A 17,557-nucleotide genomic window follows, 5' to 3' on the forward strand; every position below is an offset into this window, starting at 1 on the left:
AATTTTCTGCGGAATCAAATTCAACCGATGCAACCCGTCCAAAAAGATTTTCGCCGCAATCAGGTATTTGTTTTTGGTCGATACGCTGAATGTGTCGATATTGGATAAATACCGTTTATAATCTAAATAAGAATTGCGGTTGATGCCGTGTGTTTCCGCATACCGAATAAAATGCGTGATCCGCACCCGGTATTCGTTGCGTGTTGCATCCGTGACATCCAGTGCGCCGAATACCTCGTTTTTCAGTAATTCCAACCGATTTGACCGAATAATCTCGTTTGTCATGTAGTTTTTAGTGATTTGTTACCGTAAAACTACAAAATAAATTCTATATTTGCAAATGTAAGTATTTGATAAATAGGTATTTGGAAATTGGTGAATGTTTTACCTATGTTTTACCCGGGGCAAAGAAAAACCGTCGCAAGTTATTAACTTACAACGGTTTACTGATGCGATTTTGTGACACCGACAGGACTCAAACCTGTAACCTTCTGATCCGTAGTCAGATGCTCTATTCAATTAAGCTACGGTGCCGAATTGCGAATGCAAATGTAGGGCAAAAATCCGAAACACGCAAATAATTGCTTAAAAAATTTAGTAAAAAAGATGATCCGGACGACGGGTGTTATGCCATCGTTCGGATTATCAGTCGTTTAAAAAATGACGCTATTTCATCAATTCCTCCAGCCGGGACTGCAATTGCCTGCCGGGAAGGTTGCGGGCGACGATCACGCCGTCGGGCGAGATCAGGAAATTCGACGGAATGAAGCGGATGCCGTACATTGCTGCGGCAGGGCTTTGCTTGCCGCAGCCGGGGGACAGCACGTTCGTCCACGGCAGGTCGTTTTCGGCGAGAAACCGCTGCCAGCGTGCCGCATCGTGGTCGATCGACACCGCGTAGATCGAAAATCCGCGTCCGCTGAATGCGGCATAGGCTTCTTTCAGGTAGGGGATTTCCCGGCAGCAGGGACCGCACCACGTGGCCCAGAAGTCGAGCAGCACCCAGCGGCCGGGTCCTGCGAGCGACGAGAGGGCGACGGTCTCTCCGTCGGCGTCTTTCAGCGTGAGGTCCATGTAGGGCCGGCTGACGGACGAGCGTTCGACGGCTTCGATCTCGCGCCGTACGCTCGCCAGCACGGGGTGGTTCTGCAATTGGGCGGGGAACTGCGCGAGCCGTTCGCGGGCCTTCGCCGGGTCCGCATCGGTGCGGCGGGCGTAGAGGAATGCGCCCAGCAGGTTGTCGCGGTTGGCTTCCAGCGCGTCGCCGGGAATCTGCCGGTAAATCCGTCCCAGCGAGTCGAGTTTCCGCCTGCGCTCGGGTGTGTCCGGTTCGTTTTCCAGTGCCTGCAGGACGTTGCCGAGCGATACCTGCGCGGCATTCATGGCGTTGAATGCATCGTTGAGCGGCGTCCCGGTGAACTGGAAGCCGCGTACGTCGCCCGTGGGCTCGAGCCGGATGTCGGCCGCTTCGAGCTGGATCGGCGCCCCGATACGGCGGTCGTTGTGCATCAGGTTGGCGATCGTCGGTTCGGAGACGTGTCCGCGGATGCGGAATGAGCTGTCGCGGCGTATGACCGTCGTGGCCAGCACCGAGTCGTTCTCGTAGGGCGAGCACAGGCGGAGCGTGTCGCCCGGAGCGAGGCCAGCCCTGCCCGAAAGGGTGTAATTGGGGCCTCCGCAGCCGGATAGCGCTACGGCGGCGAGGATTGTCGGGCAAATTCTGTTCATCGGAAAGTCTTTATTTGAGTACTTCTGCGAGTTTTTCTTCGAGGTGTTCGCCGCGCAGGTTCTTCGCTACGATTTTACCTTCGGGTGAGATCAGGAAGTTTGCGGGGATGGAACTGACGGCATAGAGCGCTGTTGGATCGAATCCTCCGCCTTTTTTCTGTGCCACATTGATCCAGTTCATGTCTTGTTCGCCGATGGTGTTTTCCCAACGGGTCAGGTCCGTGTCGAGCGATACGCCGTAGATTTCAAAGCCTTTGGCGTGAAAGGTTTCGTAGGCTTTCTTCAGGTGGGGCACTTCGTTCATGCAGGGCGTACACCATGTGGCCCAGAAGTCGAGCAGCACCCAGCGGCCGGGACCTGTGAGTGACGAGAGCGCAATGGTCTCTCCGGCGGTGTTTTTACAGGAAAAATCGGTATAGGGTTGGCCGACAGCGCTCCGTGCGGTGGCCTGGGAGGCATCCTGCGACTTTTTCAACATCGGATGCGCTTGTATTCCGGGGGTGAATTGCGCCAGCCGGGCTTTGACTTTTTCGGGATTGTCCTTGATGTTCTGGAATTCGTAGCTGTTGAAGACCCAGGCTCCGAAAACATTGTCGAGGTTGGCGTCTACGGTTTGGGTATAGAGTGCATTCATTTCGGCCAGGATCGCTTGGAGCGACTGCCCCGGGGAGCCTTTGCGGAGTTTGTCTCCGAAAGCGTACATTGCTTCGTCGAATGCTTTTTTCCGGTCGTTGAGCGGTGTTCCGCAGACGACATAGCCGAATGCGGGATCGTATTTCTCGATTCGGATTTTTCCGGGTTCGAGGAAAAACCAGGCGGGGTGGTTGGTTCGCTTCGCGTTGGCCAGGAAAACCAGGTCGGGAGTCGTAACGGTCCCTTGCAGCGAAACGGTCGTGTCGGCGTTCACGACACCGGCGGCGAGCACCGTGTTGTCGGAAGCCAGCAGATAGACCGAGTCGCCCGGAGGCAGTTCGTAGCGGCCTGTGATGGTGTAGTTTGCGCCTCCGCAACTGCATAGCAGGGCGGCGAGGGCGGCGGTCAGAAGGTTTTTCATGGCGGTGGGTAGTTTGGTGTTGGTTTTATTTGATCTCCCGGTCGGGATTCTTTTTCAGGAATTGCTCCCAGCTCTGCGAGCCGCCCTTCGAGGCGGCTTTTTTGCCGCCTCCGAGCCCCTTGACGCGTTCGTCGCCCAGCGCGGCGTTGAGCGGACTGGCCGAGGTGAAGTAGTGGCACAGGGCGACGGCCATGCCGTCCGTGGCGTCGAGCCGCTTGGGAGGGCGGTCGATGGCGAGCGTGCGGCAGACGATGGAGGCCACCTGCTCCTTGGCGGCCGATCCGCGGCCCGTGATCGACTGTTTGATGCGCATTGGGGCGTATTCGAAAACGTCGATGCCGCGGCTCAACGCTGCGGCCATGGCCACGCCCTGCGCCCGTCCCAGCTTGAGCATCGACTGCACGTTCTCGCCGAAGAACGGCGACTCCAGCGCCACTTCGCGCGGGGCGTACTCGTCGACCAGCGCTCCCACGCGCTCGAAAATGTAACGCAGTTTGGCGTAGGGGTCGGGGAGCTTGTGCAGGTCGATGTCGCCCAGCACCACCGAGCGCACCGTGCGCCCCTCGATCTCCAGCACGCCGTAACCCATGTAGTTCGTGCCGGGGTCGATGCCCATGATTCTGTATTTCTCGACGGATTTCATCTGCATTTTATGGAAAAAGCCCCTCCTTCCGGCTGTACGGAACGGAGGGGCCGGAATGTCGTTGGGAAATTACTGGGCCAGCAGCTCCGAGATCTTCTCGTAGAGCGCCTCGCCGCGCAGGTTCTTGGCGACGATCGTACCCTGACCGTCGATCAGGAAGTTCGACGGAATGCCCTGGATGGCGTAATCCTTGGCGGCCTGGTTGTCGAAGCCTTTCACCTCGCTGACGTGCAGCCAGTTCATGTCGTTCTGCTCGACGGCGCCGAGCCAGTCGCCGCGGTCCTCGTCGAACGATACGCCGTAGATTTCGAAACCCTTCTTGCGGAACTCGTCGTAGGTCTTCTTCAGGTGGGGAACTTCGCCCATGCAGGGACCGCACCACGAAGCCCAGAAGTCGAGCAGGACATATTTGTTCGCCGGATTCCTGACCACCGATTCGAGCGATACCTGCTCGCCGTCGGCATTGGGCTGTGCGATGTCGATGAACGGCTGGCCGATGTCGGTTTTCATCTTCTGCTCGGCGTTCTCCTTGAGCCGCACCAGTGCGTCGGTCTGCTGCATCTCGGCCGGGAATTTGGCGATTTCGTCGAGCAGTTCCTGCCCCGAAAGCTCGTAGCCGAGCTGCTGGGACAGCAGCATCACGCCGAAGAGGTTGTCGCGGTTCTGGTCCAGGACCGTGCGGGTCAGCTGTTCGTACTCCTGTTCGATGGCCTCGCGACGCTCGGCGGTGGTTTCCGGATTGCGGAACTCCTGCACGAGGGCGCTTCCGGCTGTGGCGTAGGCGTCGCTGGCGTCGTTGGCCGGCGTGCCCGTCACCTTCTTGCGGTAGGGGTTCTGTGCGTCGTCGGTCACGTTGATCGTGCCCGGTTCGAGGATCAGCATGGCGCCGAACGTCGCCCCGTCGTCGCGTGCGTCGCGCAGAATGGCCGCCTGAGGTTTCTCGGCCACGCCCTCGAAGCGGAACACCCCGTTGGCCACGGCCGCCGAATCGAGGATGTTGTCCTTCTCGTCGAAGAGGTAAACCATGCTGTTGGCTCCTTCGACCTTGCCGTCGACGGCGTACTTGTTTTTGTTGGCGCAGCTGCACAACACGGCTGCCGCCGCTGCGAGGATCAGGATTTTTTTCATCGAATTATTTTTTTGTGAGTTCTGCAAGTTGTTTTTCCAGCGCGCGGACCTGCTGCGCCAGTTCGGGCAGGCGTTTGAACACGGCTGCCGAACGGTGGTACTGCATGCCCGGGAGGGCGGGGTATCCGAAGCGGATTTCGTCGTCGGGAACGTCCTTGTCGAGTCCGCTCTTCGAGCCGACCTTCACGCGGTCGCCGATGGTGACGTGGTCGGCGATGCCCACCTGCCCCGCGAGGAAGCAGTTGCGGCCGACCTTCGAAGTTCCCGCGATGCCGGTCTGGGCCGACGACACGGTGTTCTCGCCGATCTGCACGTTATGGCCGATCTGGATCAGGTTGTCGAGTTTCACGCCCCGGCGGATGACGGTCGAGTCGGTCTTGGCGCGGTCGATGCAGGTGTTGGCGCCGATCTCCACGTCGTCCTCGATCACCACGTTGCCCAGCTGGGGAATCTTGTCGAATCCGCCCGCGGCGTTGGGCATGAACCCGAATCCGTCGGCGCCGATCACCGCCCCTGCGTGGAGGATGCAGTTCGCACCCACGATGCAGCCTTCGTAGATTTTGACTCCGGGGTAGAGCGTGGTGTTGTCGCCGATCCGGACGCCGCGGCCCACGTAGACCTGGGGGTAGATCTGGCAACCCTCGCCGATGACGGCGTCCTCCTCGACGACCGCGAAATCGCCGATGTAGCACTCCTGGCCGACCTGCGCCCGTTCCGAGACCGATGCGCGGCCGCTGATCCCCTTGCGGCGGGGTTTGGCGGCGTTGTACATTTCGAGCAGTTTCAGGACGCAGGCGCCCGCGTCGTCCACCTTGACGAGCGTCGCGGCTACCGGCTGCGAAGGCTCGAACGCACGGTCGACCAGCACGATCGACGCGCCCGTGGTGTAGAGAAACGGTTCGTATTTGGGGTTCGTGAGGTAGGCCAGCGATCCGGCCCTGCCCTCCTCGATCGACGAAACGGTGTGTACCTTGGCGTCCTTGTTGCCGACGATGTCGCCGCCCAGGAATCCGGCGATCATTTCGGCTGTAAATTCCATCATATGTTTCATATGTTACAGGTATTTGTTAATATCTATTCCTATGGGCATGAACTCTTCCACGGTGCGGCCGAACGAAAGCACCTCGCGCACGGTCGACGACGAGATGTCGGCCACGGGCGAGGGGGTGAACAGCATGACGGTCGTGATGTCGGGGTAGATGCGGTGGTTGGTGGCCTCCATCGTGCGTTCGTACTCGAAGTCGGTGGTGTTCCTCACGCCGCGGATGATGGCGCAGGCTCCTGCCGCCTCGGCGAATTCGCCCGTCAGCCCGGTGTAGATGCACGCCTCGACGCGCTCATCGCCGCGGTAGATGTCGTCGATGAGCCGCTTGCGGTTCTCGACCGTCAGCAGCCCCTGCTTGGAGGTGTTGTTGCCGATGCCGATGATCACGCGGTCGAACAGGTTCAGCGCTTCGTCGACCAGAGCCGCATGGCCGCGCGTGAAGGGGTCGAACGACCCGGGGAAGATTGCAGTGCGTTCCATATCGGACAAAGGTAGAAAAAAAACGGAAAAACAGCACGTTTTCCCGTTTTTATTCATTGCAGCCGCGGCGGGTCACTCCTTGTGGAGCAGACCGCGCAGGCGACGCAGCGCCTTGCTCATCTGCGCTTCGACGGTCTTGACGGAAATATGCATTTCGGCGGCTATTTCGGCGTTCGAGAGCTGCTCGTTGCGGCTTTTGAGGAAGATGTCGCGGCAGCGGCCGGGCAGCTGCGAGACGGCCTCGGCCACGAGCTGCGTGATCTCGTCGGTCTCGATCTGCAACGACTCGGGGCTGGCGAAAACCTCGCCTAACTCTTCGAACGGAATGTAGGAAAAACGGTCGTCGCGCAGGCGGTTGAGCGCCCGGTTGCGCACGGCGCGGAACAGATAGGCGCGTACCGAGACGGTGATCCGCAGCTCGGCGGCGTGCTGCCAGACATGGGTGTAGACGTCGAGTACGACCTCTTCGGCCGAAGCGCGGTCGCGGAGCCAGAACTCGGCGAAGCGGCACAACGGCGCATAGTAACGGTCGAACAACTCCCGGAAGGCGGCGATTTCCCCCCCCCCGTTCGATTCTCAACCACAGGTGAACGTCGTATTCGTTATCTGACATGGCGTGTCGTAAGACTGTGTAAAAGTACTAAAAATCGGGATTCCCCGAAAAGCCGTTGCGGAAAAGCAGGCCGCAGGGTGGGGAGGCGACCCGCTTTTCCGCGGCTTTGTTCACTCGATGTCCTCGAAGAAGAATTCCGAGAATTTTAGTTTTGCGTTTCCGTAAAGTTCCGGCAGGAGCCTTTTGGCCCGTTTTTCGAAATCGTCGTAATCCTTCCGGTCGTATGCCCAGGCGATTTCTGCGATGGCGGCCATCCTGGGGAGCGTCATTCGCTGCACATGGCCGAAATCGGCGATATATTCGGTCCATACGTTTCCCTGAATGCCGAGGATATTCCTGTACTCGGCGGGTTTCAGGCGGTCGTAGGGATCGAGTCGGTAAACCTGCCTCATGGAGAGGTACCGTGTGGGTCCTATCGGCTCGTACTTCTCGGGATCGGAAGTCTGCGAGTAGTCGAGGTAGCAGTTCCACTTGGGTGTCATGATGACTCGGTTTCCCTTCCTCGCGGCGTCCGTTCCCCGGAACTGATCCGTCCAGGCCATGATTACCGCTGACTTCGATATTCCGCCCTGCATGATCTCGTCCCATCCGATCAACTCGCGTCCGTGCTCGTGGAGCCACTTTTCGACGCGGTGCATGAAATAACTCTGAAGTTCGTTTTCGTTTGCCAGTCCCTCCTCCCGGATGCGCCTCTGGCAGGCGGGGCACTCCTTCCAGCGCTCCTTGGGACATTCGTCGCCCCCGACGTGTATGAATTTCGAGGGGAACAGGTCGAGCACCTCTGCGAGCACGTTTTCCACGAATTCGAAGGTCTCCTCCTTTCCGGCGCAGAGCACGTCCTTGGAAATCCCCCAGTGGGTCCATACCTCGTAGCCCTTGCCCCGGCATCCCAGCTGGGGATAGGAAGCCAGCGCCCCGAGCATATGCCCGGGCATGTCGATCTCGGGAATGACCTCGATGTAGCGCTCTGCGGCGTAGGCCACGATGGCGCGTACGTCGTCCTGGGTGTAAAAACCGCCGTAGGGTTTTCCATCGTATCGGTTGCGGCTTTCGTCGGTCTTGTCGTATCGGCCGATGACGGTCTCCCTGCGTACGGACCCGATCTCGGTCAGCAGGGGATAGTGTTTGATCTCGATGCGCCATCCCTGATCTTCGGAGAGATGCCAGTGAAATACGTTCAGCTTGTGCATGGCGAGGATGTCGATGAAACGCTTCACCTCGTCTACGGTCCAGAAATGACGCCCGGAGTCGAGCATTCCGCCTCGGTGTGCGAAGCAGGGTTTGTCGCGGACGACGACCGCGGGTACTGTTCCGTCGGTAGCGACGAGTTGGCGGAGTGTCTGCAAGGCGTAGAACACGGCTTGCGGGGAGCCTCCGAGAATTTCGACGGTACGGGGCGTCACGGCAAGAGTGTACTCCTCGGCGGCGAGGGACGGGGATGTCCGGAGACGGATTTCGCCCTTCGCGGCCACGGGTATTTCGCGCCCGATGACGGGTTCGATGTCCGTTGCGAAGATTTCGGCGGGACGCCGGAGTTCTCCTTCGGCGGCGATGGCGGTCTGGGCCGTGATCCGAAACTCTCCCCTGGCTTCGGTGATTTCCGCGGGGCGCGGGATGATGTCGATGCTCCGGGCGGAGCCGGCTGCCGCGAGAAGTGTGACGAAGATTAATAAAATGCTCTTTCTCATTGGATTGGGGAAGGGTGGTGGCTGAAAAAGCCGCCTGCGGGAACGCTCCCGCAGGCGGGTGATAAGGGATTAGTCGAGGTTCAGTTCTTCGAGGTTGCCCCAGACTTCGAATTCGGCGAATGTGCCGCCTTTGTAGGTCATCGGCGTCGGTTTTACGCTCGACCCGCTGTTCCACGACATGTGGAGCGTGAAGCGGATGTAGCGCGCCCGCTGTATTTCACCCAGATAGACCGAGTTATGGAGCGAGTGGGACATGATTCCCTCGTCGGGCTTCGTCCCGGTGAACCGTTCGCTGTATGTCCAGTCCGCGTCGTTCTCCATGCCGTCGCCCGTGATGGTCTTGGCCGTTTCGATCGTGATGTCGCCCGGAGGATTGTTCAGTACGCCGCCGGCTTTGGTGCGGGCCGTGATGCGGACGCCGCGCACGGTCACCTCCTTGCCCATGTCGAAGACGAAATAGAGCGGAACGTAGACCACCGGACCGACGGATGCCTTGAAATTGTAGGTCCAATAGCTCGCCGGGTTGCCGTCGAGCACGTCCTTGGCCCACCCGGTCTTGGGATTGCCTTCGCCCGGGGTGTATTCCGAGGTGCAGTGGACCACTTTCCAGCCTTCGCGGTCGAGCAGCTGGGCGGGCGGCAGCACGCGCTTGTTGAAGAGGATGTAGTAGACGTTGCCCTCGTCGGAGGTCTGCGCAGCGTCGTCGCCTTTGATCTGTTCGATGGTGATCGGTAGCAGGTACTGCTCGCCGTCGGGCATCTTCTCGCTGTTTAGCGTCACCTGCGCCGTCGACGAAACCTCGTTGTAGCGGGGCAGGATCACCTCCTTCTTCGAAAATTCGTAGGCCTCGGCCGGCACGAGTTCGTACGACGTGTCGTGGGCCTTGTTGTAGGCGTCGACCAGCGTGCGGTCGACCTTGAAGGTCACGGTGAGGTTCTCCGCACTGACCGACCGGGCGACGGCCCGGATGTCGATCGTCTGGGTTTTGGGTTCGAGCAGCGAGATCTGGAGCGGCTCGGCCCCGGCGTTCTGGATCGCCAGCACCGCGGGCCCGTTCAGCCCCGTTCCCGGATTGTCGTCCTTGCAGCCTCCCGACGCAATCAACAGCGCGGCGGCCGCAACGAGACGGATGGAAGCATATCGTTTCATGGTCGTGTTCGTTTTGGGTTCTACTTGTTTTTGGCCGGGAGTTTGATGTCGAGCATCACCGGCAGGTGGTCCGAGGCTTTCGTCACGTCGCCCGACTTAAACCAGCGCAGGATCTGCGAGCCTACGACTTCGCACTTCGGCGTGCCCTTGAGCTGCATGATGTAGTCGATGCATTTCGAGGGATTGTCCGACGGGAAGGTCCCGAATCCGGTGATGGTCAGGATCTCCCAGTCTTTCTGGAGCAGTTTGCCCGTCTCCGACGAGGGTGTGGCGTTCATGTCGCCGCCCAGGAAAACGGGCTTCCCGGAGTCGCCGTAACGTTCCTTCATCGTTTTGGTGATCAGCTCCACCTGTCCCAGCTGCGCCTCGGAAGAGACATGGTCGAGGTGCGAGGTGCAGATCACGTAATCCTCCATCTCCATGACGACCAGTACGCGCGGCTCGGCGCCCACGCCCTTGGGCAGGGCCACCGAAAACTTATTCACGGCCTTCTTGCGGGTTGTCACGCCCTCGCCGTATTCGCCTCCGTCGTAGGGCATGGCCGCACCGTATTCGAAGTCCCAGCTGCCCATCAGGGATGCGAAATGCTTGAGCTGGTAGACGTGGCGCGTGCGGTTGGTGTTGTTGTCGAGCTCGTTCATGCAGATGGCGTCGGCGTCGATCTCCTTCATCATGTCGGCGATGAGCTGGTAGTCGTCCTTGATGTATTTGTTGAAGATTCCGACATTGTAGGTCACCAGACGTGTCACACCCTCGCCCTTGGAGTTGTCGATCGAGACGTGGGGCGGAATTTCGGTGTCGTAAAACGGTTCGTCCTCCATGCAGGCTGCGGCATTGCAGGCCAGGCCGAGCATCAGCAGGGTCATCAGGTATTTTTTCATGAGTTCCAACATTTTTCGGTTTGTTTTGCGGTTAAAAATTCAGTCCGTCGTTCCATCCGGGGTTCTGGGTCAGGGCGCCGCCCGTCAGCGAGCGGTCGTCGGTCGGAATCGGATAGAAATAGTCGCGGGTTTCGTCCCAGATGCCGGGGTTGTTCTTGTGTGGCGAGATGTAGCCGTGGTCGCCGTCGGAGAAGAGAATGTCCTGGTCGATCACCAGTGTCAGTTTGGCCGTGGTCGAGGGCGTTTCGCCCTTGGTGGCGAAATAGACGTCGGGCGTTCCGTCGCCGTCAATGTCGTACTCGCCCTTGGCGGGGATGTAGAGGCCCAGCAGCGGTTGTTCGAAGGTCTTGCCCTCCTTCCAGCGCATGATGTCGTAGTAGCGGAATCCCTCCATCGCCAGCTCGATGGTGCGTTCGCGGCGGATTTCGAGGATCACCCCCTTGTTCGCACCCGTGACGTTGGGATAGCCGGTCTTCGCATCCGACAGGTAGGGGTCGGGGTTTTTGTTGGCGTCGTCGAGGATCAGGTTGGACATGCCCACACGGTCGCGCAGCCGTTTGACCGAGAGGTTGATGTCCTCCTGCGTGAGGGTTCCCAGCTCGGCCTTGGCCTCGGCGAAATTGAGGTAGACCTCCGCCGAGCGGAAGATCGGCAGGTCGTTGAACGACTTGTTGTAGGCGTCCTGCGCCGTTCCGGTGACGAACTTCACGACGTGGTAGCCGGTGATCGAGTTCGCCAGGTCCGGCGCTAGCTTGGTCGTGGCTCCGATACGCGTGTATCCCGGCGTGCGGATGGTCTGGGCCAGGCGCGGGTCGCGGTTCGAACACTGCTGCTTGAACTCCATGGTTTCCCAGCCGGCCTTGTCCGTGAATCGCGAACCGTCGGCCATCAGGTAGCTGTCGACGATCTTGCGCGTCATGCCCGGTTTGCCGTACGAGGCGCTGATGGTGTAGAAATTGGCGTTGTGGAAGACGCCCAGCGCCGAATTATAGTCGCGGGCGAGGATGACCTCGACGCTCTGCGCGTTCTCCGAGGCGAACAGGTCGCGGTAGCTGGTGGCCGGTCCGGTCGCGGTGTAGAGCGAATAGCCGCTGTTGGTGATGAATTCCTCGGCTGCGTCGGCGGCCTGTTCGAGATACCATTTCCAGTCGTGTTCGTAGCCGTCGATGCTGTGGTACTTGCGGAACGTGCCTTCGAAGAGGCAGAAGCGCGACTTGAGCGCCAGCGCCGTCCATTTCGTCACGCGGTAGAGATCGCGTTCGGCCGGCAGATAGCGGATGGCGAAGTCGATGTCCTCGATCATGCGCTGCATGACGAATTCGCGCGAGTCGCGGGGACGCTTCAGCTCGGGGTCGGCCGATCCGAGGGGCTTCGCGTACCAGGGCACGTCGCCGAAGCGCTTCACCTTCTCGAAATAGAAGTAGGCGCGGAAGAAACGGGCCACGGCGTCGTAACGGTTGCGCACGTCGGTGTCCTTGCAGTTGCCCGAGTATTCGAGCAGGGTGTTGAACTTGCGCAGGTCGGTCCACGTCCAGCCGCCTCCCGAGGCGGGAATCGTGCGGCCGTCGCGCATTTCGGCGGCGATTTCGTTCTTCACGATGTTGTCGTAGCCTTCGTTGTAAAGGCCGTCGCCGGGGAAGATCGTGTAGAAGGTGTTGCTGAAGGCCTGCAACTCGTTTTCGTTCGAGAAGAAGGTCTCGGGCGACATCTGCGCCAGCGGATATTTGTCGAGCCAGTCCTCGCACGACGAAAGCGTCAGGGCGCAGCCTACGGTCAGTATCGATAGAATCTTTTTCATAACTCTTCTCATTTAAGCGGTTAGAAGGTGACGTCCACGCCGAACATGTAGGTCCGCTGCCAGGGGTAGAGACGCAGGTTGCCGTTCGTGGCGGCCATTTCAGGGTCGATGTAATCCGAGCGGATGCCCGACCAGGTAAAGAGGTTTTCGCCCGTGAAGTAGATGCGCAGGCTCTCGATCAGCGCCTTGCGGGTCCATTGTCTGGGCAGCGTGTAGCCCACCGTGAGGTTTTTCAGACGGCAGTAGCCGATGTTTTGCAGGTAGCGGTCGTTGACGGCCGTCAGCTCGCGGTTGGTTCCCTGCAGGGCCGTGTAGCCGCGCGGACGGGGGAAATAGGAGTTCGGATTCTCCTCCGACCAGATCTGCGTGTGGAAGTTCTTGGGGAGGTAGGTGGCGTAGGGACGTGCGTAGGGACCCCAGAAGGCCAGTGCGTTGGCGGCCGGGTACCAGTCCTGGCGGCCGATTCCCTGGAAGAAGATCGAGAAGTCGATGCCTGCCCATTGCAGCGCCAGCGTGGCGCCGTAGTGGTAGCGCGGCTGGCTGTTGCCGATGATTTCGCGGTCGCCCGGATCGTCGACGGTGTTCTTGCCGATGGAGATTACGTTGTTGTCGTCCAGATCGCGGAATTTCAGGTCGCCGGCGCGCAGTCCCTTTTCGGCTCCTGCCGAGGCGTTGATGATCTCGTTCACGGTCGTCTGGTCGACGGGGTAGTTGCGGGCTTCCTCGTCCGAGGCGAACAGTCCGTCGATGCGGTAACCCCAGATTTCGCCCCAGCGCATGCCTTCGTAGTATTTCTTGGCGAAGGAGCGGTCGGGGTTGTCGAACTTGGTGATGTTCGAAACGTAGTCGTTGAAGGTCAGCGTCACGCTGTACGAGAACGGACGGCGCAGCAGCTGGAACTCGTCGCGCCAGTTGAGCGAGAGCTCGTAGCCCTTGGTGCGCAGGTCGGCGCTGTTCATTTTCGGCGAGTCGGCGCCGTAGGTGGCCGGCAGGGCGATGCCCGCGGTGAGCATGTCCTTCGTGTCGCGGATGTAGAAGTCGGCGGAGAAGGCCAGGCGGTTGTTCAGGAAACTCATGTCCACGCCGAGGTTCTTGTGGATGCTTCGCTCCCACGAGAGGTCGGAAGCCACCGGGGCCGAGATGGTCGCCGTGGTGGGCTTGTCGCCGCCGAACAGGTAGTTTTGACTCCCGATCGAGATTTTGCGGATATAGTCGTAATAACCGACGTTCTGGTTGCCCAGTTGGCCGTACGAGAAGCGCAGTTTGAGGTTGTTGAACTGGTCGCGGATGCCGTCGAAGAAGGCCTCTTCCGAGACGCGCCATCCCAGCGAGAACGAGGGGAAGAAGCCCCAGCGCTGCCCGCGCTTGAAGCGCGATGTGCCGTCGTAGCGGCCGCTCGCCTCGACGAGGTATTTGCCCTTGTAGTCGTAGTTCAGACGGCCGAAGAAGCCCATCAGGGCGTATTCGTTCTGACCGCCGCCTACCTCCATGCGTTTTTCGCCGTCGGCGCCCTGGCCCACGAGGTTCAGGTCGTTGAGCGTTTCGGAGAGCAGGTTGTAACCCGTTGCGGCCACGTCCTTGAGGAATTTGGTCTCCCAGTTGAAGCCGACCATCGCCTTGAAGTTGTGGTCCCGGGCGAAGGTGCGTTCGAACGTGCCGTAGAGGTTGGCCTGATAGTAGGTGTGGGTCATGCTCTTTTCATAGAGTTTGTCCTCCATCTTTCCGGACGTGAGCGTGTTTATTTCACCCGGATACTGCGAGTACTCGGTGTTGACCTGACGGTTGGTGTAGCGCGTGGTGTTGAACATGTAGGTGAAGTTACCCTTGATCTCCAGCCCTTTGACCGGGGTCCAGGTCAGCTCCGTCGTGGTCGACATGTTGTCCGTATGGTCGTCGTTGGTGTGGCCGTCTTTGTTGAGGATCGTGGGCAGTCCGTCCATGATCTGGTAGTTCGAGAACGACGTGTTGTAGACGCTCGTGCCGTCGGGGTTGACGGGAACGAACGAAGCCAGTCCGTGTACGGTGCTCCACGAGAAGGCCGTATTGACATCGCTCGGGCCGGGGTAGAAGTACTTGTAGTTGTAGTAGCTGGTGTTGTTGCTCACCTTCAGCCACTTGTTGATGTCGAAGGTGATTTTCGACCGGAATGTGATCTTCTGGAGCTTGTCGGGATGCTGGCGAAAAAGTCCCTCCTCGCTGTAATAGCTGCCCGAGAGCAGATAGTCCACACGGTCGTTGCCTCCCGAGAGCGAGATGCTGTGGCTCGTGTTCGGGTGCTCGTCCTTGAACAGGTAGTGATACCAGTCGGTGTTGCCGTAGTAGACATAGGTGTCGCGGCCGTCGCGCTGGTCGATCTTGACCCACGGGCGGTCGGGATGCTCCGTGCGGTCGTTGCGGCGCGCCCACAGCTCCATCATGTCCTGTTCGGTGTAGCGCGTGTAGTTGTTTCCGGCGTAGGAGCGCCAGAAGAGGTCGTTGAGGTAGACCGAGTAGTAGCCGCGGGTCTCGTAGTCGGTCGAGGTGGTGGGTTCGTTCCAGCCCCAGCGGCCGCTGTACGAAATGCGGGTCTTGCCCGAGGAGTCGCCGCTCTTGGTCGTCACGAGCACCACGCCGAATGCCGCACGGGCGCCGTAGATGGCCGCCGCCGAAGCGTCCTTGACCACCGAGATCGAGGCCACGTCGTTGGGGTTGATCTTCATCAGGTCGCCTTCGGCGCCGTCGACCAGCACCAGCGGCGAACCGCCGTTGATCGAGGTGATGCCGCGGATGTTGAGGCTGGCCGGATTGCCCGGGCGTCCCGACGAAGTCGAGACCGTGAGTCCCGGGACGGAGCCTTGCAGCATGTGGGCCACCGAAGGCGCCGACCGGTTCTGCAGCTGTTTTTCGTCCACCGTGGCGATGGCGCCCGTGAGGTTCACCTTTTTCTGGGTTCCGTAACCCACGACCACCACGTCCTCCATCTTCACGGCGTCCTCCGTAAGGAACACCTTCACGTTGTTCTGCGTGGCGGGGACGGCGACTTTCTTGCTCACGTAGCCCAGATAGGTGAAGCTGAGCGTTATGTCGGCGTCGGGGACCGTGAGCGTGAAGCTGCCGTTGGCTTCCGTTACCGCACCGCGGGTGTTGTCGCCCACGAGCGTGACGGCCACGCCCGCCAGCGGCGTTTCGGACGAGTCGTTGACGACGCCTGTGATCGTGCGCTGCCGGGCCGGGGACTTGCGGGCCGGGATCAGGGCGATCTGGCGTTCGGTGATGGTGAAGTTCAGCCCTGTCGGGGCGAGCATTTCCTTCAAGGCGGCTGAAATCGGCATTCGCTTCGCCTTGAGGCTCACGTGTTGGGAAAGGTCGGTCTGCTTGGCGTCGTAGAAGAACGTGTAGCGGGTGTTCTTCTCGATGCGGGATATGGCCTCCGAAAGCGGGATGTCCGTGAACTCCATATCGAGCGTCGGTTCCTGCTGCGTCTGGCCGGATACAACCGTCGTACTGCCTGCGACCAGCAGCAAGAGGATTGCAAATAGTCTGAAGTGCATCATGGTTGAAGTTTTAAGTTTGTGGAAAGTTTGCGGCGGCATTGGTCATGGGCCGCTGCGGTAAGGTCGGGTAGGGGGTCGGTTTATCGCTTCATAGGCAATCGGGTTTTTAAAGGTCGTAATGCAGGGTTTATTCGAGTTCGGAAATCGTGACGGTGTTGTCTTCGGCGAACGTGTAGGCGATGGGGTTGATGCGGCTCATGATGCGCAGGATCTCTTCGAGCGGTTCGTTGGTAATGGTGAACGTGTAGGCGTAGTTGTGTGCGAGGGCCGGGGTGATGTGGATTTCGGTGTCGTACCAGCGCGCCATGTAGCGGCAGATTTCGCCCAGCGACTGCCGTTCGAACGCGAGTTTTCCCGCGGCCCAGCAGGATTCCATCGCCACGTTGCCGCGACCGATGACCATTTTGCGCGTGTCGGGGTCGTAGCAGGCGATCTCTCCGGGACGCAGCAGTCTGCGGCTGCCGCGCCCGGTGTCGAGCGACACCGAGCCTTCGACCAGCGAGACCGACACGCAGCGGTCGGCCGCGGTGCGGACGTTGAATTTCGTGCCGTGGACGTTTATTTTCAGCCCTTCGACCTCGACGGTGAAGGGGCGTTCGGAGTCTTTGGCCACCTCGAAGAACCCTTCGCCGCGGAGTTTTACGCGGCGTTCCCCGGCGGCGAAACGGGCGTCGTAGGTGAGCGTCGATCCGCCGTGGAGCCAGACCGTCGAGCCGTCGGCCAGCCGGGCCTGCGACTTGCCTTCGAAGGCGCAGAGCCGCTGTTCCGCCGTCTCTGCGGCGGAGCGGAAGAGGTCGGCGCGGGTTGCGAAAAGGGTCACGGCGACTGCCGCGGCGACAGCTATGGCCATTTGCAGCAGGTGGCTCCGGCGACGTTTCGGGAGCTGGTCCGCATGCGGAATTTCGTAGGTTCCGATCCGTTGCTGCAACTGCCGCCACAGCCGGTCGCGGTCCGGCTCGTAAGCCGCGGCCCGCTGCTGTATTTCGCGCCATACGCGGGTCAGGTTGTTGTAGAAGCGGCGGTTTTCCGCTTCGGCGGCCCATCGGTCGAATTCGCGCTGTTCGGCCTCGCCGAGCGTGCCTTTGAGGGCGCCGACCAGAAGGTCCCAGGTATGGTTGTCCGGATTCATGGTTTGCTGTCGTTTCTATTGTGACACGAAAAATCCGGCCGACCCCTACGGGACAGCCGGATTTTTGCGGAAAATTTTTCAGCGTTCGATTTTCACGTACTCCGCATAGACGATCCGTGTGTGGGGATTGGTCGAGACGATCTCCTGCCGGAGGGCCTTCGTGCCCCAGCGGATGAAGAGGAAACGGCGCGGGATGCGGTGGACCGCCTGGCGCAGGGTGTCGACGCTGCGGATGCGGCAGGCGGCCGAGTCGCGGCCGATGCGTCCTTCGACCGAAATCCACGGGTCGCGCCAGCGGAACATCCGGACGGTGTCGCGTACGGGGAGCGTGTCGTGTATCCGGACGACGACGGTGTCGCGCAGCGGGGTGCGGATTTCGGCGTCGGTGACGGCGACGGCCTTGGCGGCGGCTTCGAGCCTGCGGAGCCGGATGCCGAGGCGCCGGATCTGCTCGGCGTCGGCCGCGCGCAGCGTTTCGAACTCCCCGCACCGCAGCCGGAGGGCCTGCACCGAGGCCGCTTCCGCGCCCAGCCGTGTGCGGTAACGGGTGACGTCGGCCGTCAGGGCCGTCTGGTTTTCGACCAGCCGCCGGTTCTCGGCGCGGTAATGGCGGCAGGTGAAAAACAGCAGTGCGGTTGCAAGAACCGCATACGCAAAGAGGTATTTTTTCACGATTTTCGGGTTTTGG

The 17,557-nt window shown here is 60.3% G+C and carries 14 protein-coding genes, 1 tRNA gene and 1 pseudogene; all 16 read right to left on the reverse strand.

The window, feature by feature from the left end; translation table 11 throughout:
- Nucleotides 1-285, reverse strand: a pseudogene (locus tag BHV64_RS00860) (tyrosine-type recombinase/integrase); the annotation flags it as partial.
- 175 nt (nucleotides 286-460) lie between these two features.
- A tRNA-Arg gene (locus BHV64_RS00865) sits at nucleotides 461-534 on the reverse strand.
- 132 nt (nucleotides 535-666) lie between these two features.
- Nucleotides 667-1,728, reverse strand: a complete 1,062-nt coding sequence (locus BHV64_RS00870) for a TlpA disulfide reductase family protein (protein WP_217727341.1) — start codon at nucleotides 1,726-1,728, stop codon at nucleotides 667-669.
- A 10-nt stretch (nucleotides 1,729-1,738) separates the two neighbouring features.
- A complete protein-coding gene (locus BHV64_RS00875) occupies nucleotides 1,739-2,782 on the reverse strand; it encodes a TlpA disulfide reductase family protein (RefSeq protein WP_217727340.1) in 1,044 nt (347 codons plus the stop codon).
- A gap of 25 nt (nucleotides 2,783-2,807) precedes the next feature.
- Complete coding sequence (gene ruvC, locus BHV64_RS00880) at nucleotides 2,808-3,398, reverse strand: crossover junction endodeoxyribonuclease RuvC (RefSeq protein ID WP_044054829.1); 591 nt, start codon at nucleotides 3,396-3,398, stop codon at nucleotides 2,808-2,810.
- A gap of 96 nt (nucleotides 3,399-3,494) precedes the next feature.
- Nucleotides 3,495-4,553 (reverse strand): TlpA disulfide reductase family protein, encoded by a 1,059-nt coding sequence (locus BHV64_RS00885; RefSeq protein ID WP_195636302.1) that lies wholly within the window; start codon nucleotides 4,551-4,553, stop codon nucleotides 3,495-3,497.
- A gap of 4 nt (nucleotides 4,554-4,557) precedes the next feature.
- Nucleotides 4,558-5,595, reverse strand: a complete 1,038-nt coding sequence (gene lpxD / locus BHV64_RS00890; RefSeq protein ID WP_217727339.1) for a UDP-3-O-(3-hydroxymyristoyl)glucosamine N-acyltransferase — start codon at nucleotides 5,593-5,595, stop codon at nucleotides 4,558-4,560.
- A 12-nt stretch (nucleotides 5,596-5,607) separates the two neighbouring features.
- Nucleotides 5,608-6,078 (reverse strand): pantetheine-phosphate adenylyltransferase, encoded by a 471-nt coding sequence (gene coaD / locus BHV64_RS00895; protein ID WP_015547533.1) that lies wholly within the window; start codon nucleotides 6,076-6,078, stop codon nucleotides 5,608-5,610.
- Nucleotides 6,079-6,150: 72 nt separating this feature from the next.
- Nucleotides 6,151-6,615, reverse strand: a complete 465-nt coding sequence (locus BHV64_RS00900; RefSeq protein ID WP_044054510.1) for an RNA polymerase sigma-70 factor — start codon at nucleotides 6,613-6,615, stop codon at nucleotides 6,151-6,153.
- Nucleotides 6,616-6,801: 186 nt separating this feature from the next.
- Nucleotides 6,802-8,379: a beta-N-acetylhexosaminidase gene (locus tag BHV64_RS00905; protein ID WP_149887588.1), complete on the reverse strand. Its 1,578-nt coding sequence runs from the start codon at nucleotides 8,377-8,379 to the stop codon at nucleotides 6,802-6,804.
- 69 nt (nucleotides 8,380-8,448) lie between these two features.
- Nucleotides 8,449-9,528 carry a BT_3987 domain-containing protein gene (locus BHV64_RS00910; RefSeq protein WP_288115480.1) on the reverse strand — a complete coding sequence of 360 codons (1,080 nt, stop codon included), beginning with the start codon at nucleotides 9,526-9,528 and terminating at the stop codon, nucleotides 8,449-8,451.
- A gap of 20 nt (nucleotides 9,529-9,548) precedes the next feature.
- Nucleotides 9,549-10,409, reverse strand: coding sequence for an endonuclease/exonuclease/phosphatase family protein (locus BHV64_RS00915; RefSeq protein ID WP_229104312.1), 861 nt, complete (start codon nucleotides 10,407-10,409; stop codon nucleotides 9,549-9,551).
- A 31-nt stretch (nucleotides 10,410-10,440) separates the two neighbouring features.
- Nucleotides 10,441-12,207, reverse strand: coding sequence for a RagB/SusD family nutrient uptake outer membrane protein (locus BHV64_RS00920; protein ID WP_217727338.1), 1,767 nt, complete (start codon nucleotides 12,205-12,207; stop codon nucleotides 10,441-10,443).
- A gap of 20 nt (nucleotides 12,208-12,227) precedes the next feature.
- Nucleotides 12,228-15,737, reverse strand: a complete 3,510-nt coding sequence (locus tag BHV64_RS00925) for a TonB-dependent receptor (protein WP_259872907.1) — start codon at nucleotides 15,735-15,737, stop codon at nucleotides 12,228-12,230.
- Between the two features lie 130 nt (nucleotides 15,738-15,867).
- A complete protein-coding gene (locus tag BHV64_RS00930) occupies nucleotides 15,868-16,869 on the reverse strand; it encodes a FecR family protein (protein WP_217727337.1) in 1,002 nt (333 codons plus the stop codon).
- A gap of 78 nt (nucleotides 16,870-16,947) precedes the next feature.
- The gene (locus BHV64_RS00935) at nucleotides 16,948-17,541 is read right to left on the reverse strand and encodes a DUF6549 family protein (protein ID WP_217727336.1); all 594 of its coding nucleotides are present in this window, start codon (nucleotides 17,539-17,541) and stop codon (nucleotides 16,948-16,950) included.
- Between the last annotated feature and the right edge of the window lie 16 nt (nucleotides 17,542-17,557).

This window comes from Alistipes sp. 56_sp_Nov_56_25 (assembly GCF_001915285.1).
GTDB classification, from domain to species: domain Bacteria; phylum Bacteroidota; class Bacteroidia; order Bacteroidales; family Rikenellaceae; genus Alistipes; species Alistipes shahii.

What these genes read in the sequence shown, in the direction of transcription:
- BHV64_RS00910 (WP_288115480.1), bottom strand. Translation starts at nt 9,528, where the DNA reads ATGAAACGATATGCTTCCATCCGTCTCGTTGCGGCCGCCGCGCTGTTG.
- lpxD (WP_217727339.1), bottom strand. Translation starts at nt 5,595, where the DNA reads ATGATGGAATTTACAGCCGAAATGATCGCCGGATTCCTGGGCGGCGAC.
- BHV64_RS00885 (WP_195636302.1), bottom strand. Translation starts at nt 4,553, where the DNA reads ATGAAAAAAATCCTGATCCTCGCAGCGGCGGCAGCCGTGTTGTGCAGC.
- BHV64_RS00925 (WP_259872907.1), bottom strand. Translation starts at nt 15,737, where the DNA reads ATGCACTTCAGACTATTTGCAATCCTCTTGCTGCTGGTCGCAGGCAGT.
- ruvC (WP_044054829.1), bottom strand. Translation starts at nt 3,398, where the DNA reads ATGGGCATCGACCCCGGCACGAACTACATGGGTTACGGCGTGCTGGAG.
- BHV64_RS00870 (WP_217727341.1), bottom strand. Translation starts at nt 1,728, where the DNA reads ATGAACAGAATTTGCCCGACAATCCTCGCCGCCGTAGCGCTATCCGGC.
- BHV64_RS00915 (WP_229104312.1), bottom strand. Translation starts at nt 10,409, where the DNA reads ATGAAAAAATACCTGATGACCCTGCTGATGCTCGGCCTGGCCTGCAAT.
- BHV64_RS00920 (WP_217727338.1), bottom strand. Translation starts at nt 12,207, where the DNA reads ATGAAAAAGATTCTATCGATACTGACCGTAGGCTGCGCCCTGACGCTT.
- BHV64_RS00930 (WP_217727337.1), bottom strand. Translation starts at nt 16,869, where the DNA reads ATGAATCCGGACAACCATACCTGGGACCTTCTGGTCGGCGCCCTCAAA.
- BHV64_RS00875 (WP_217727340.1), bottom strand. Translation starts at nt 2,782, where the DNA reads ATGAAAAACCTTCTGACCGCCGCCCTCGCCGCCCTGCTATGCAGTTGC.
- BHV64_RS00905 (WP_149887588.1), bottom strand. Translation starts at nt 8,379, where the DNA reads ATGAGAAAGAGCATTTTATTAATCTTCGTCACACTTCTCGCGGCAGCC.
- coaD (WP_015547533.1), bottom strand. Translation starts at nt 6,078, where the DNA reads ATGGAACGCACTGCAATCTTCCCCGGGTCGTTCGACCCCTTCACGCGC.